At 64.4% G+C, this 13,715-nt stretch carries 13 protein-coding genes and 1 tRNA gene; 1 reads left to right on the top strand and 13 read right to left on the bottom strand.

The annotated features are described in order from the left end of the window. Positions 1-29: 29 nt before the first annotated feature. The 5 genes from ELY13_RS03740 to ahcY form a co-directional block, all read right to left on the bottom strand. Entirely contained in the window at positions 30-716 is a 687-nt protein-coding gene (locus tag ELY13_RS03740) for a nucleotidyltransferase family protein (RefSeq protein WP_241233523.1), read from the bottom strand. 26 nt (positions 717-742) lie between these two features. Continuing rightward, positions 743-1,735, bottom strand: a complete 993-nt coding sequence (locus ELY13_RS03735; RefSeq protein ID WP_126172525.1) for an aminoglycoside phosphotransferase family protein — start codon at positions 1,733-1,735, stop codon at positions 743-745. Next, positions 1,732-2,175 carry a tRNA (adenosine(37)-N6)-threonylcarbamoyltransferase complex ATPase subunit type 1 TsaE gene (gene tsaE, locus ELY13_RS03730; RefSeq protein WP_126172524.1) on the bottom strand — a complete coding sequence of 148 codons (444 nt, stop codon included), beginning with the start codon at positions 2,173-2,175 and terminating at the stop codon, positions 1,732-1,734. Before tsaE ends, ELY13_RS03735 begins: the two co-directional genes overlap by 4 nt. Next, a complete protein-coding gene (locus tag ELY13_RS03725; protein WP_126172523.1) occupies positions 2,172-4,043 on the bottom strand; it encodes a PAS-domain containing protein in 1,872 nt (623 codons plus the stop codon). The genes tsaE and ELY13_RS03725 overlap by 4 nt, the downstream gene beginning before the upstream one ends. A 171-nt stretch (positions 4,044-4,214) precedes the next feature. Then, positions 4,215-5,624 carry an adenosylhomocysteinase gene (ahcY, locus tag ELY13_RS03720; protein WP_126172522.1) on the bottom strand — a complete coding sequence of 470 codons (1,410 nt, stop codon included), beginning with the start codon at positions 5,622-5,624 and terminating at the stop codon, positions 4,215-4,217. 137 nt (positions 5,625-5,761) lie between these two features. Between ahcY and ELY13_RS03715 the strand changes: the two genes are divergently transcribed. Beyond that, complete coding sequence (locus ELY13_RS03715; protein WP_126172521.1) at positions 5,762-6,241, top strand: peroxiredoxin; 480 nt, start codon at positions 5,762-5,764, stop codon at positions 6,239-6,241. A 36-nt stretch (positions 6,242-6,277) separates the two neighbouring features. On the opposite strand, the gene ELY13_RS03710 is transcribed toward ELY13_RS03715, so the two are convergent. The 8 genes from ELY13_RS03710 to ELY13_RS03675 all read right to left on the bottom strand — a co-directional run bounded on the left by ELY13_RS03710 (position 6,278) and on the right by ELY13_RS03675 (position 13,709). Next, on the bottom strand, positions 6,278-7,570 hold the full coding sequence (locus ELY13_RS03710) for a UDP-N-acetylglucosamine 1-carboxyvinyltransferase (protein ID WP_126172520.1): 1,293 nt from the start codon (positions 7,568-7,570) through the stop codon (positions 6,278-6,280). 31 nt (positions 7,571-7,601) lie between these two features. Continuing rightward, positions 7,602-8,210, bottom strand: a complete 609-nt coding sequence (folE, locus tag ELY13_RS03705) for a GTP cyclohydrolase I FolE (RefSeq protein WP_126172519.1) — start codon at positions 8,208-8,210, stop codon at positions 7,602-7,604. Continuing rightward, positions 8,207-9,748 carry a phospholipase D-like domain-containing protein gene (locus tag ELY13_RS03700; protein WP_126172518.1) on the bottom strand — a complete coding sequence of 514 codons (1,542 nt, stop codon included), beginning with the start codon at positions 9,746-9,748 and terminating at the stop codon, positions 8,207-8,209. The genes folE and ELY13_RS03700 overlap by 4 nt, the downstream gene beginning before the upstream one ends. 33 nt (positions 9,749-9,781) lie before the next feature. Then, the gene (locus tag ELY13_RS03695) at positions 9,782-10,741 is read right to left on the bottom strand and encodes a L,D-transpeptidase family protein (RefSeq protein WP_126172517.1); all 960 of its coding nucleotides are present in this window, start codon (positions 10,739-10,741) and stop codon (positions 9,782-9,784) included. A gap of 385 nt (positions 10,742-11,126) precedes the next feature. Next, a complete protein-coding gene (locus ELY13_RS03690; RefSeq protein ID WP_126172516.1) occupies positions 11,127-11,309 on the bottom strand; it encodes a hypothetical protein in 183 nt (60 codons plus the stop codon). A gap of 361 nt (positions 11,310-11,670) precedes the next feature. Next, positions 11,671-11,747, bottom strand: a tRNA-Arg gene (locus ELY13_RS03685). Between the two features lie 61 nt (positions 11,748-11,808). After that, positions 11,809-12,216 (bottom strand): (deoxy)nucleoside triphosphate pyrophosphohydrolase, encoded by a 408-nt coding sequence (locus ELY13_RS03680; RefSeq protein WP_277600622.1) that lies wholly within the window; start codon positions 12,214-12,216, stop codon positions 11,809-11,811. A gap of 8 nt (positions 12,217-12,224) precedes the next feature. Further along, positions 12,225-13,709 carry a M48 family metalloprotease gene (locus tag ELY13_RS03675; protein WP_126172515.1) on the bottom strand — a complete coding sequence of 495 codons (1,485 nt, stop codon included), beginning with the start codon at positions 13,707-13,709 and terminating at the stop codon, positions 12,225-12,227. Between the last annotated feature and the right edge of the window lie 6 nt (positions 13,710-13,715).

The raw sequence follows: 13,715 nt of genomic DNA, 5'->3' as shown, positions 1-13,715 counted from the left end.
AACGAAAGGAGAATTCACCAAGGAGGGACTCAGCCCTGCAACGCCAGTTCGGTTGGCCCGATAGCTTCCGGCGTGCCGACTTCAAACCACTCGCCGGTGAACATCATCCCGTAAAGCCGCCCGTCCTCGATCGCGCGGTCCCACAGCACGTTGGTCGAGAACGCGCCTTCCGGCGGATCGCGCAGCAAGCGGTGGGAAACAAGCTGGATTCCGGTGAAGATGAACGGTGCAATCCGGCCCGACCGGCGGCGGCTGATCCGCCCCTGCGGGTCCATCTGGAAGTCGCCCTTGCCCCGGAAGTTGCGCGCGCCAGTGTGGGGCACCAGCAGGAGCAGGGCATCCATCTTGTCGGCCGACCAGCTTTCCGACAATTCCCGGAAGGCGTCGTAGGGTCCGTCCAGCCACACGTTGTCGCTGTTCACGCAGAAACACGGGTCGGACAGCAGCCCCGCCTTCTGCGCCTTGATCAAACCGCCTCCGGTTTCGAGCAGCTCGTCCCGCTCATCGGAAATCACAACGCGCGGACTTTGGCGGTCGCGGACGTGGGCTTCCAGCGCATCGGGCAGGTAGTGGACGTTGACCACTGCGCGCTCGATCCCGGCGGAAGCCAGCTTGTCGAGCGTGTGGTCGATCAGCGGCTTGCCGGCCACGCGCACCAGCGGCTTGGGTTGGCTGATCGTCAGCGGCCGCATCCGCTTGCCGAAGCCTGCGGCCATGACCATTGCCGTATCGCAAGCGAGCGTCACATCAGTTCTCCGCCAAAGGTATCGCGGATTTCCTGCGGGATGTTGGCGGCGAACCATTCATCGACCGGAGCCAGCGCGGGATGCTTCAGATCCCGTTCCAGCGCTTCCCACACCCGCGGGATCAGGGCGAGGTACCGCGGCTTGTCATCACGCTTCCACAGCCGGGCAAAGATCCCGACGATCTTGGCGTTCCGCTGCGCGCCAAGCGTAGTGTAGTCGGCTTCGAAATCCGGCCCGGCATCGACTTGCGCGCGGTAATGCTCAAGCATCCGGCGCTCCAGTTCAGGCGACACCTCGCGCCGCGCGTCCTGCAGCAGCGACACGAGATCGTAGGCCCGGTGGCCGACCAGCGCGTCCTGGAAGTCGATGATGCCCTGGTTGCCATCGGCGAGCAGCATGATGTTTTCGGCATGGTAATCGCGCAGTACGGTAACGCCAGGCTCCTGCCGTTCCAGCACCGGGGCAAGCACTTCGTCCCAGGCTTTCACGTAGGTTTCGGTGTCGACTTTCAGCCCCATCGCCGGACAGTACCATTCGGGAAGCAGTCCTGCCTCCCGCTGGTACGTCGCCAGGTCATAGGGCGCAAACGGACCGGGAGGGGACGCATGGAGCCGGACCAGCGCGTCAATCGCGCGGCGGTAGGTGTCGTCCTCGGCTTCCGCGTTGTCGTCCAGCCAGTCCCGCATCCGGTCGTCGCCGAAATCCTCCAGCAGCACGAGGCCCCGCGCATTGTCCTCTGCATAGACCACCGGCGCGCGGTGATCGTGCGCCCGCAGCCAGCGGGCAACCGCGCGGAAGGGGCCTGTGTCTTCATGCGGAGGAGGCGCGTCCATCAGCATCGCGGTGCGATGCCCGCCATGCCCGTTGAACGCGCGCACGCGGAAGTACCGGCGGAAGCTGGCATCCCCGGGAAGTGGTTCGATTTTCGCATCCACCCAGCCGGCAGAGCGCAGGAAAGGTACAATGCCGTCCGGCAGCGACTGGTTCATGACCACCGCTCTAGCCAAGTGCCACCCGGTTTCACAATCGCCTTGCGTCCTTTTCCTGCAGATTCCAGCATTATAGAGAGGCAGCTCGGCTCATTTGCGAACCCTCCGGCCATTTCGGGCCATTCCGCGATCAGCGCCGCGCCGTCCCGGTAATCATCCAGCCCGAGTTCCTCCACTTCCCGCGGATCGTCCAGTCGGTAAAAGTCCGCGTGGACCAGCGGCAGGCGCATCGACGGCGAATCGTACGTCTCGATGATGGTGAACGTCGGCGACGGCACCTCGCCTTCATGACCGAGCGCAGCGATGATCGCGCGGGCAAGCGTGGTCTTGCCGGCGCCAAGGCCGCCGGACAAGGCGACGACATCACCGGCCCCCAGCCGCGCGGCGATGCGGCTCCCCAGCGTGTCCATTGCCGCAAGGTCGGGCAGATCGACGGTCACGGCAGCAGGATCGTCGCCGTGGCGTTGCGGTCGCCACCGATGTCCAGTTGCCCGCCGTGCGCCTCTATCGCCCGGCGCACCGCTGGGTCCGGATCGATCCCCTGCCCGCTGTGCGCCACGGTGATTCGCGCAGCCCCGCGGCGGCGTGAAAGAGTGATCAGAATGCGCCCCTTGTCCGAGGTCGCGGCAATTGCCTCGTCGATCAGACCGCCGATTGCGCCGCCGAGCAGCGCCTCGTCCGCCATGATCGTGCCTGACCGCCGGTCGCCCCTGAGGTCGAGCGTCAGGCGCTTTGCCTCGATCGCGTCCTCCCGCTGGCGAACAATTCCGGTGAGGAACGGCATCAGCTCGATCTCAGCGTGATCTATCGACGGGAGGGCTTCGGCCGGTTCCGCGCCTTTGCCGCAAAACGTCAGCAAGGCGCCACCATCGGGCAGCGCCGCAGTGGCGAAGTCGAGCGTGCGTCCATCCGGCAGGGCGATCTGCCCCGCATGCTGCCGGCGCTGGCGAATCGCCTCGGCCAGCGCGGGTGCGTCGTGCGGCTGCGCCAGGCGAGGCGCGATCCGGTCCAGCAGCGCTTCGACGGAAGGACGCTCTGCCAAAGTGCGGTCGGGCAGGTGCCACAAGGCAGGAAATGGACGGTTCCACAGCAGCAAGTGCCCGTCAGGCGCGAACACGGCGAGCGATTCGAGTAGATTGTCGAGGATTGCGGTGCGGTTGCGCGCAGGCGGCGCAGCGCCTTGGATCCGCTCTTCAGCCACCATCACCAATCCGCCGTCGGGCATCGGTTGACCCAGGATGCGGAGCTGGCTGCCGTCGGTCAGCCGCCACACATCCTCCTGCGCGCCGTGCGCGGCAAACCAGTCGGTGAGCCGGCGGGTCCATGCGGAATAGTCGCGCATCGGAGGGACTCGTTCCGCCTGCCGCGCGGCTTCCAGTACGCGGCCGAAGTCCACCGCTTCCCCCCGTCCAGTCGGCAGACCGAACGTGCGCTGGAAAGCGGAGTTGGCAAAGACGAGCGACTGGTCGCCGTCGAACCGCGCCACGGGAGTGGAAAGGCGTTCCAGAATTGCCTGCTGCGCCTGATGCAGGCGGTGCAACGCCCCGGTCTGCTGCTCCGCTTCCGAATGGTCGACTGCAAAACCGGCGCTGCCATCCTCGTCCAGCAAGACTTCGCCGGTCCGGAGGAAAGGACGCGCTTCCAGTTCCACTTGTTCGGCAATCACCTGATCGACGTCATCGGCACCAACCAGATCGGCGAATGCCGGATTGACCAGCTTCAGCCGCGTATCGGGACCGCGCAGCCACAGCGGGACCGGTGCAGCCTCGATCACGGCGCGCAACAAGGCCGCGTCCTTACGGACCCGGGCAAGATCCGTCCGCAGACGGGCCAGTTCCCCGCCTTCTTCCGAAAAGAACCAGACGAGCGCCGCCCCGGCTGCCGAAATGGCGGGATCGGCGTGCTGCCCCCGCACCAGCAGCCTTTGCGAGGACCCACGCGGGGTTACCGCCATCTGAAACGGCGCCGCCGTCTTCTGGGTGCGTTTTACCGCTTGCTGCAACTGGGCAAGGTCAGCTTCGACCAGTCCACCGGTGCGGCTTTCCAGCTCACTCAGAAAGGCGGGCACGGCATCGAGCCCGAGCCAGGAGGCCAGCCGTTCCGGAGCCTCGATCTTTCCGTCGGCGCGGACCAGCACCGGCACCGCCGGACAATCTTCGATCATCTGCGCCAAGCGGCGGGTAGCCTTGCGCGCACTGTTCGCCCGCCGCACTTGCGCCCGCGCAGCCAGAATCGCCCAGGCCGCACCGATGGTCCATGCGGCGAGCAGCAACCCGATAATGACCAGCGCTGTTGGGGAAAGCTCCATCGCGCCTCGCTATGACGGCGGCGGGGCGGATGCAATGGTGCACGTCTCGTGCCGTAGGGCAGGAAACACGTCCGGCCCCGGCAAGCTAGCCGAAACGGTCCCCTGCCCCTCGGCGGCCTAACCCTGCAATTCAGGTGAGCGGCAGCCGGCGGGCAGGGGATTTCTTTCCGCTTAGTAGCGGTAGTGGTCCGGCTTGAACGGGCCTTCGACCGGCACGCCGATGTAGTCGGCCTGCTTCTTGTTCAGCTTGGTGAGGTGGACGCCGAGCTTGTCGAGGTGCAGCGCGGCGACCTTCTCATCCAGATGCTTGGGCAGCACGTAGACGTCGTTCTTGTACGCGTCGGCGCGGGTGTAGAGCTCGATCTGCGCCAGCACCTGGTTGGTGAAGCTGCTGCTCATCACGAAGCTCGGGTGCCCGGTCGCGCAGCCGAGGTTCACCAGGCGCCCTTTGGCGAGGATGATGATCGACTTGCCGTCCGGGAACGTGACGAGATCGGTACCCGACTTGATTTCCTTCCACTCGTAGTTGTCGAGCGCGGAAATCTGGATCTCGGAGTCGAAGTGGCCGATGTTGCACACGATGGCCATGTTCTTCATCGCCTTCATGTGTTCGGCGGTGATCACGTCCTCGTTGCCGGTGGCAGTGACGAAGATGTCGGCGCGCTGCACCGCCTCTTCCATCGTTACGACTTCATAGCCTTCCATCGCCGCCTGCAGCGCGCAGATCGGGTCGATCTCCGTCACCAGCACGCGGGCACCGCCATTGCGCAGGGACGCGGCGCTGCCCTTCCCGACGTCGCCGAACCCGGCAACGCAGGCGATCTTGCCGGCCAGCATGACGTCGGTCGCGCGGCGGATCGCGTCGACCAGCGATTCCTTGCAGCCGTACAGGTTGTCGAACTTCGACTTGGTCACCGAATCGTTCACGTTGATCGCGGGGAACGGCAGCTTGCCCTGCTTGGCCAGACTGTAGAGCCGGTGGACCCCGGTGGTCGTTTCTTCCGACACGCCCATGATCGCCTCGACCGACTTGGTCAGGTAGCCGGGCTTTGCCTTGAGGAACGCCTTCAGCGCGCGCTGGAACTCGATTTCCTCGGCGTTCTGCGGCGCGGGCAGGTCCTCGCCCGCTTCCACGCGCGCACCCCACAAGGCGAACATGGTGGCATCGCCGCCATCGTCGAGGATCAGGTTTGCAGTCTCATCACCCCAGTCGAAAATCCGGCCGACATAGTCCCAGTAATCGGCCAGGCTTTCCCCCTTGATGGCGAACACCGGAATGCCCCGTTCGGCGATCGCCGCGGCGGCGTGGTCCTGGGTGGAAAAGATGTTGCAGGTCGCCCAGCGGACTTCCGCGCCAAGATCGACCAGCGTTTCGATCAGCACGGCCGTCTGGATCGTCATGTGGAGCGATCCGGTAATCCGCGCGCCCTTCAGCGGCTTTTTCGCGCCGTATTCATCGCGCAGAGCCATCAGGCCCGGCATTTCAGTCTCGGCAATGGAAATCTCGGCCCGGCCATAATCAGCCTGGGCAAGATCCTTGACGATGTAATCGGTGGTGGCAATCTTGGCTGCAGTGGCCACAGGCGTCTCCTGGAATTCTGAAAAAAGGTCGTGCGGGCCGCATAGACAGATCGGCGCAGCGAGGTAAAGCCTGCGCTGTCACGGGGCACTGCAAACGCGTGGATTCCCGTACACTCACGGACTGGAAGGAACAGATTATGACCATTCAAGTCGGCGACAAGCTGCCGGACGTCACCTTGGTGAAGGTCACCGCAGACGGCCCCGAGAAAGTCCAGTCGGCGGATTACTTCGCCGGTCGGAAAGTGGCCTTGTTCTCGGTTCCGGGAGCTTTCACCCCGACATGTTCGGCCAAGCACCTGCCGGGGTACGTTGAGAAAGCGGACGAGCTGAGGGCCAAGGGCGTGGACGAGATCGCCTGCACCGCCGTCAACGACGCATTCGTGCTGGGTGCGTGGAGCAAGGGCGCCGGCTCGTCCGACGTTTCCATGCTCTCTGACGGCAACGGCGACTTTGTCGAAGCGCTTGGCTTGACGATGGACGGCAGCGGCTTCGGCATGGGCAGGCGCGGCCAGCGTTTCTCGATGCTGGTCGACGACGGCGTGGTGAAGCAGCTGAATGTCGAGCAGCCGGGCGACTTCAAGGTGTCCAGCGCCGATCACATGCTCGGCCAGCTGTAAGAACCAACGGGCGCCCCACCGGGGCGCCCGTCCAATTCAGTCGATCCACTGCACGTCGGTGCCAAGTGCGCTGATGTTCTTGACGAATCGAGGATGGGCGCGGCGGATCGGGTCGGCGTCGAGTATCTTCGATTCGCCCTCGATCGACGAAGCGACCATCAGCAGCGCAATCGCCACGCGGATGATGTACGGCGAGGTAACGACTGCCGGCACCAGCTTGCGCCCGCCGAAGGTGATCAGCCGGTGGGGATCGCACAGCAGCGTATGGCCGCCGAACAGCGACAGTTCGGTGTGCCAGGTCAGCCCCCCTTCGTAGACCTTGTTCCAGAACATCGTCTGGCCCTTCGCGCGGACTCCCAGCGCGATGAAGATCGGCAGCAAGTCGGCCGGGATATAGGGCCAGGGCGCCGCCTCGACCTTGGTAATCAGGTGCGAGGTGAAGTTCTCCCGGACTTGTAGTTCCGGCGGCGCGACCAGTCTGGACCAGCCATTCTCATGAGTGACCTCCGCCCCGAACTTGGCGAACGTCCGGTCGATCAGCGGAAAATACTCCGGATGGCCGTTGCGCACGGCGATATCCCCGCCCGTCACCGCGGCCAGCGCAAGGAAGGTGGCGACTTCATGGAAGTCTTCGCCGAAGGTGAAATCGGCGCCGCCCAGTTCGCCTACACCCTCGATTTGCAGGTTGGAGGTGCCACTGCCGGAGATCTTCGCCCCCAGCTGCTCAAGGAAGACGCAGAGCTCCTGCACGTGCGGTTCGCACGCGGCGTTGATGATTTCCGACGTGCCTTGCGCCTTGAGCGCAGAAAGGATGAAGTTTTCCGTCGTCGTCACGGATGCGTATTCCAGCCACATCCGGGCCGCCTCAGGCCGCTTGGACCGGCGGACGACCACTTCGGTGAGAGTGGAGCTGACTTCGGCGTCGAAGGCCCGGAACACCTCTACGTGCGGATCGATTTCCCGCGCGCCGAGAGTGCAGCCTTTCACCTCCGCTTCCAGCCGCGCCTCGCCCAGCCGCGACAGCAGGCCGGGAATCATCATGATCGATCCCCGCATCGCCTGCGGCAGCATCGCGCGCGAATTCGGCGGGATGGTCGAATGATCGATCCGCAGGATTTCCCCTGCGCGATCCCAGTCGACGTTCGAGCCAAGCTCCCCGAAGAAACGCACGATGCGTTCAACGTCGGTGATTTCGGGCACGTTGCGCAAGGTGATCGGCGCATCGGTCAGCAAAGTGGCACACAGGACCGGCAGGACGGCGTTCTTGTTGGCCGAAGGCTCGATACGCCCGGCCAGCCGCTGTCCCCCGCGCACGAGAAGCGCAGTCATGTCAGAAAAACCTCCAGAAAAAGAAGATGGCTCAATAGCCCATCAGCTTGAGCACTTCCTCACGACTACGCGGATCGCTGCGAAAAGTGCCCATGACCCGGCTGGTTACCATGTTCACCCCCGGCGTGCGGACGCCGCGCGCGGTCATGCAGGCATGCGTTGCCTCGACCACGACCGCGACGCCTTTCGGCTTCAGATTTTCCTGAATACACTGGGCCACTTCGGCAGTCAGCCGTTCCTGGATCTGCAGCCGCCGGGCAAAACCGTGCAGCACACGGGCGAGTTTGGAGATGCCGACCACGCGATCCGTCGGCAGGTAGGCGATCGATGCCTTGCCGATGATCGGGGCCATGTGGTGCTCGCACAAGGACTGGAACGGAATGTCCTTCAGCACCACGATTTCATCATAGCCGCCGACTTCCTCGAACACCCGACTAAGGTGGACCGCCGGGTCCTCGTTATAGCCGACGCAGTATTCCTTCCACGCACGCGCAACCCGCGCCGGCGTGTCCTGCAAGCCTTCACGCGCAGGGTCATCGCCCGCCCAGCGGATCAGGGTGCGGATCGCATCCTGGACATCGTCCGGCACGGGCGGCTTTCCCCGCGGGTCGTCTTCGTCAGGTCCAACCAGGCTGCTCAAGAGCCTTTTCTCCTAGATTTCAACATGTGTCTGGCGCGGCTCAATAGGCCTCCTGACCGAAAAAGGCCACGCCCCTCCGCCATCGGGTGGAATACCTCGTCCACGCGCTCGGGATCGAGCATCTCGCTGTCGGCCAACGTTCGCTCCATCGCGCTGAGCGAAGGCGGTTCGAAACGGCGCAAGCTGCGGGGGCGATCGGGGCCGCATGCATCGACCAGCGCGCCCATGGAACCGTGCTGCTCAAGCAGGGAGCCGACCTCTTCCTCCCGCAAGCCGAGGTGTTCGGCCAGCAGGGAATGGCGCAGGCCGGTGATTGCCGGGCCGCAATGACTATTCGCCGGACGTGCGCAGTCGATGAACACGTCGCATTCGCTGTCCAGCTGCATCGAGCGGTTGTTGAAATTGGCCGATCCTATCCGCAGGATCTCGTCGTCGACGACCATGATCTTGGCGTGACAGTAGATCGGCGTTTCGCCGGTATAGGGCACGAGCAAGTGAAACCGCCCGTGACGGTCCACTTCCCGCAAGAGCTCGACCAGCCGGACACGGGTATAGTCCATCGCCTGCTGCTCAATCCATGTCTCCGCATGCGCGGCATGGACGATGACGACTTCGGGCGGATTCTCTTCCCGCAGGCGGTCGGCGAGCGCTTCGGCCACGGCGCGGGAAGCGAAGAACTGGCTTTCCGCGTAGATGAAGCGCCGGGCTCGGGCGATCTGGGCCAGGAACAGCGTCTCGATTTCGTGAACGGCCGGATTGCCGCCATACTCGGCTCGCGTTCGGGAGATTCCGATCTCGACGTTTTCGAACTGAGCGGCCAGCCCTTCAGGCCAGGCGGAGGATTCCGTCGGCGGGACTGCGGCAAGGTGTTTTCCGCCCGCGCGGACCCAGCGATCTCGCCCCAGGTCGCCAAGGGCTTCGGCCACGTCGCCTTCCAGCATCATCGTGGCGTCGTGCCACGGCTTGTGCAGATCCCCGCTTGGATTCCTGCGCCGTTCGTCGTGCTCGCGGTGCTCTCGCGTATCCCAGCGATCGATGGTCATGTCGATGCCCCCGCACACGGCGAGCGCGTTATCGATCACGGCGATCTTCTGGTGATGGCTGCAGCCGGCAGGGTGAGCGTGATCGAACTTGAAGTCGATCCGCTGGTTCGGCCACCAACGAGCCAAGTCGAGCAGCATAGAACCGCGGCCAAGGAACTTGAGCGCCCCGTAGCTCCAGTGGAGCATCCGGATCTCCAGCGCAGGGTTGTGCCGCACCAGCCACAGCAAGAAGCTGCCGAGCCGCACCGGATACTTCTGCCGCCAGCCCTTCTGCCACCAGCGGCGTCCTTCGGCGAGGTGGATGCGGGTGTCGAAGTCCCAGCCGATCAGCAGCACGCGATTGCGCGCTCGCAACATGGCCTGCTGCATCAGCGCGAAGTAATCTGCGGCGTCCACGATTACGCGGGCCCTGCTGGCCCGGGCATAGCGCCACACCCCCGGCTCGACGCTGCGATCATCGAACACGGACTGCCGGTCCCCGCCCGGTTCCGACATCCCTGAAGCTCTCCCGTCTATCTCTTCCAGTCCTCAGCCATTCTTGCGGGAAGGCGTATCCGCCTGATGGCGCGATGCCACGGCGGGCATCTCCGTCAATTCCATCGCTTTGTCCAACTGATAGACGTCTTCATGAAAGGTCAGTCCGTCCTTTCCGGGCCAGGCAGTGAAATATCCGGTATAGACCGGAACCGGATCAGCTAACCTGACGCGGTTGTTCGGCTGGTTCGAAGACAGAAAATCAGCATCTCCTTGGACCAAGAATTCCGCAAGCGCTTCCGGCTTTTCAAGCCGCACGCAGCCGTGGCTCAGACGCCGGTCGGCATATTCGAACAAGTTCTTGCGGGGGGTATCGTGAAGATAGATGCCAAGCGGGTTCGGAAACATGAACTTGACGCTCCCCATCGCGTTCTCGGGTCCGGGCCGCTGCCTCACGCGCAGAAGCTTTGATCCGTCGGCTACGGCTTGCCAGTCCACGTCCGCACTGTCCACCGGCTTCGGATCGTCGCTCCAGTCCGACAAGACTTCGTAATCCCGCCGGTCGAGCCATGACGGTCCCTCGGAAAGGACCGCGGGGGCGATTGTCTTGCGAACGATGTCGGGCGGCAGATTCCAGTAAGGGTTTGCCACGATCGTCTCGATCCGGTCGGCGAGCATCGGGGTCTGCATCGAATCCCGCCCCTGGATAACACGCATGTGCAGTTCCCGGGCTCCATGATCGTAGGCCCGCAGTTCCTGCGCTGCGAGGTCGACCAGCACGTACCTGTCGCCAAGTTTGCGCGGCAACAGGCGCGCCCGTTCGATGTTGCGCTCGATCGTCTGCATGTACCAGTCCGGGTCGCGGTTGAGCGCTTCGATCGTGTCCCGATTCGCCCTTCCCGTCTCTTCCAGGCCGTGAACCTGCTGGAAGGAACCCAGCTTGTCCGCAATATCCTGACCCCACCCCCGATCTCCTTCCGGACCCCGGCGTCCCAGTCCGAGGCGCTCGCGCAACAATGCGATGTCCTCGGACGAAGAAGTTCGGGAAATTGATCGCTCGGGATCAAGCGGGACGCGGGGCAATGCACCCCACTCGTTTCGATATCGACGTCCCGCGAGCTCCAGAGCCGCCGTGAAGCGGTTTTCGCTCAAGCCGTCGGGCCGAAGTGTGGGGTCGAGATAGCGGATCTGCACCGCTTGGGGACCAGCTGCTCGGCGCTCGGTCGGCTGAGCCACGGCACCGGCCACGCTGACGCGGTCAGATGAGCCAGGGGCCACAGCGGCAGAGCGCTTGTCTGGCGCGCGGGTCTCGGCTGAAGAAAGCCTGTCCGATGCCCCGCCCCCGGCACTGATGGTCAGAAGAGCGGCACCGGCAAGGGCAGCCGCCGCTCTTCGCGCCTTATCCCCGTTCGCCCGCCATCCGGGTGGTGGTTGTGGTGGCTCCGGTGGTGCCCATCGTGCCCGAACTGCTATCTGCCGGCATCGGGTTCGTCGCGGTCCCCATTGTGTCGGTGGTCATTCCGGTTCCGGTGCCCATCATGGTGCTATCGGTGGCACCCGGTGCAGTTTCAGTTCCGGTCATTGGAGTGGCGCCCACTACGGCTGGATCCGTGACCATCACGCCCTCGTCAGCCACGATAGCCGTTTCTTCAGGTTCGTTTCCGCCGCACGCTGTCAGCGCCAGGGCAGCCGCGCCCGCTAAAATTGTAATTCGCATCTGTTCTTACTCCTTGTTCATTAAGCAAACGGACAGGGAGTTGGGTTCGTTCCGACGCAGTCCCGCCCCGAAGGGTGCCGGATGACGTCCTGTGAAGGCCTACCGGCCATCAGGCGAACGGTGGGAGCGCAGCCGCTGGAGCGCTGGGCAGCCCGACGGCGCAAGCGGCACTCATCCTGACGAACTGCCATTCTGCAGTTCGCTTCACATGCATCGTAAGGAGGAATGGTGCGCCCGGAAGGATTCGAACCTCCGACCCCCAGATTCGTAGTCTGGTGCTCTATCCAGCTGAGCTACGGGCGCGCTTGGAGGCCGCCACTTAGGGGCCAAGTTTCAGCTTGGCAATCCCTCTCGCGCGATATCTTCAAAGCCAGTTCAACAAAGCGCAATCGAGTGGGGGCATGGGGAGCGCGCTGGCTTCCGCAGGGGTGAACCAGCCAAACGATTGCCCTTCCCGCCCTTCAGCCGTGCCCTGCCAGCGTGAACAGCCGAACAGGAGCAGGACGATCGGCGCGCGGCCGTCCTGCTCCCCGGGCTCGCTGGCAAACGTGAGCGGCCGCAGCGCCCCCAAATCGAGACCAAGCCCCAGTTCCTCCTCGATCTCCCGCACGAGGGCGGCCTCCGGCGTTTCGCCCGGATCCACCTTCCCGCCGGGAAATTCCCACAAACCCGCGTGCCGCTTTCCGGGCGGGCGCTGCTGCAGGAGCAAGCGCCCGTCCTCGCCCTCGATCGCCGCTGCGACCACCGGGATCCACGCGGGGTTTAGCGCCAAGCCTTCGATTACCGGCGTGCCCGGACGACGATCTTGACCTTCTGGCCCGGCACCAGCCGGTCGTTGGCGGTCATCCCGTTCAGCACCAGGAACCGCTCTACCTGGGCGGTCGAGTATGCCATCCGGCTGGCGAGCGACTGGATCGTGTCGCGCGGACCGACGGTCACGACCTCGATCTCCCGCTCGATCACCTGTGCCGCCTCGTTTGCGCTGATTCGGCGAACGGAGTTGAACATCGAGTTGAACACGCCGGTCTGCCCGGCCGGGGTAATCGCCGCGAAGTGGAACGCCTGATTGTTCGAGAACTCATAGGCGAACACCACCACATCGGCCTGCTGCTGACCGGTGTTTGCCCGTGCGACGCCATAAATCGCAGGGATGCCGTTGACTGTCGTTCGCTGAAGCGTCTGCGGAGCCAGCTGGGTCTGGTTACCGCCGACTGCCTGGAACACCTGCCGGACATAATTTTCCAGGTTGCCGCTGTACGGCGCGCTGCTGAACTGCGCTTGCCCGTTGTCGCCGTTGACCGAGACGGCGGAACGACCGTTGACGATGAAGTACCCTTGCGGAGCCTGGAAGGCAAAGCGGTACACCGGGTGGATGAACGTGAAGCCGTCCACCACGCCCTGCTGGGGATCGGGGCCGTACGTAAGCCCGTCGATCCGGGCGAGGAACGTGTCGCGGTTGATCAGCCCGGTCCCGCCCTGTGCAAGCCTTTGGGCCACCTGCACGCGGCTGGCAGGGTCGGGGTGCGTCGATGCCCATTCCGGCATAGTTGCGTCCTTGCCCTGCAGCCGCGCGTCGAGGGTGTTCTGGGCTGCCAGCTTGGCGAGCAGGGTCGCCATCGCACTGGGATCGTAGCCCGCTTGCCGCAGGTACTCGATCCCGAGGCGGTCCGCTTCCAGTTCCTGCTCACGCGAATAGCTGAGGGTGGCCAATTGCGGCGCGGTGCTGGCGATCCGCTGGCCAAGTTGCCCCAACCCGCTGTTCCCCAGCACGGCACTGGAGAGAACCTGACCAAGCACGCCGAGGATGCTGTTGCGCTGCGCGGTCGCCTGCCGCCGGGCGGAATGGCGCGCGGCGACGTGAGCGACTTCGTGCGCCAGCACGGCGGCGAGTTCCGCCTCGTTCTCCATCAGCCCGACGAGATCGCGTGTGATGTAGACGTAGCCGCCCGGGACCGCGAAGGCGTTGTTCGCATCGCTGTTGAGCAGGGTCACCCTGAAGTCGGAGCGCGCATTGCCCAGTCCGGACTGGACGGAGATATTCTGCCCGATCTGCCGGACGTAATCGGCCTGAAGCCCTTCGATCTCTCCGCCGAATTCGTTGACGAGCTGCGGGTGGTACTCCGCACCCTGCTGCGCTTCCGCAGGGGTAATCGGCGTTCCCGGCGCGATGTTGGCGCCCGGGACGGTGCTGCATGCTGCCAACGCCAGCGACGCTGCGCCCGCCAGTGTGTAGCTCTTGATCTGCGAAAATATCCTGAGGGCCATTATCGG

This window comes from Altericroceibacterium xinjiangense (assembly GCF_003958635.1).
GTDB classification, from domain to species: Bacteria; Pseudomonadota; Alphaproteobacteria; order Sphingomonadales; family Sphingomonadaceae; genus Altericroceibacterium_A; species Altericroceibacterium_A xinjiangense.
Note: the sequence above shows the minus strand (reverse complement) of the source record. Positions and strands in the feature narration are given on the sequence as shown.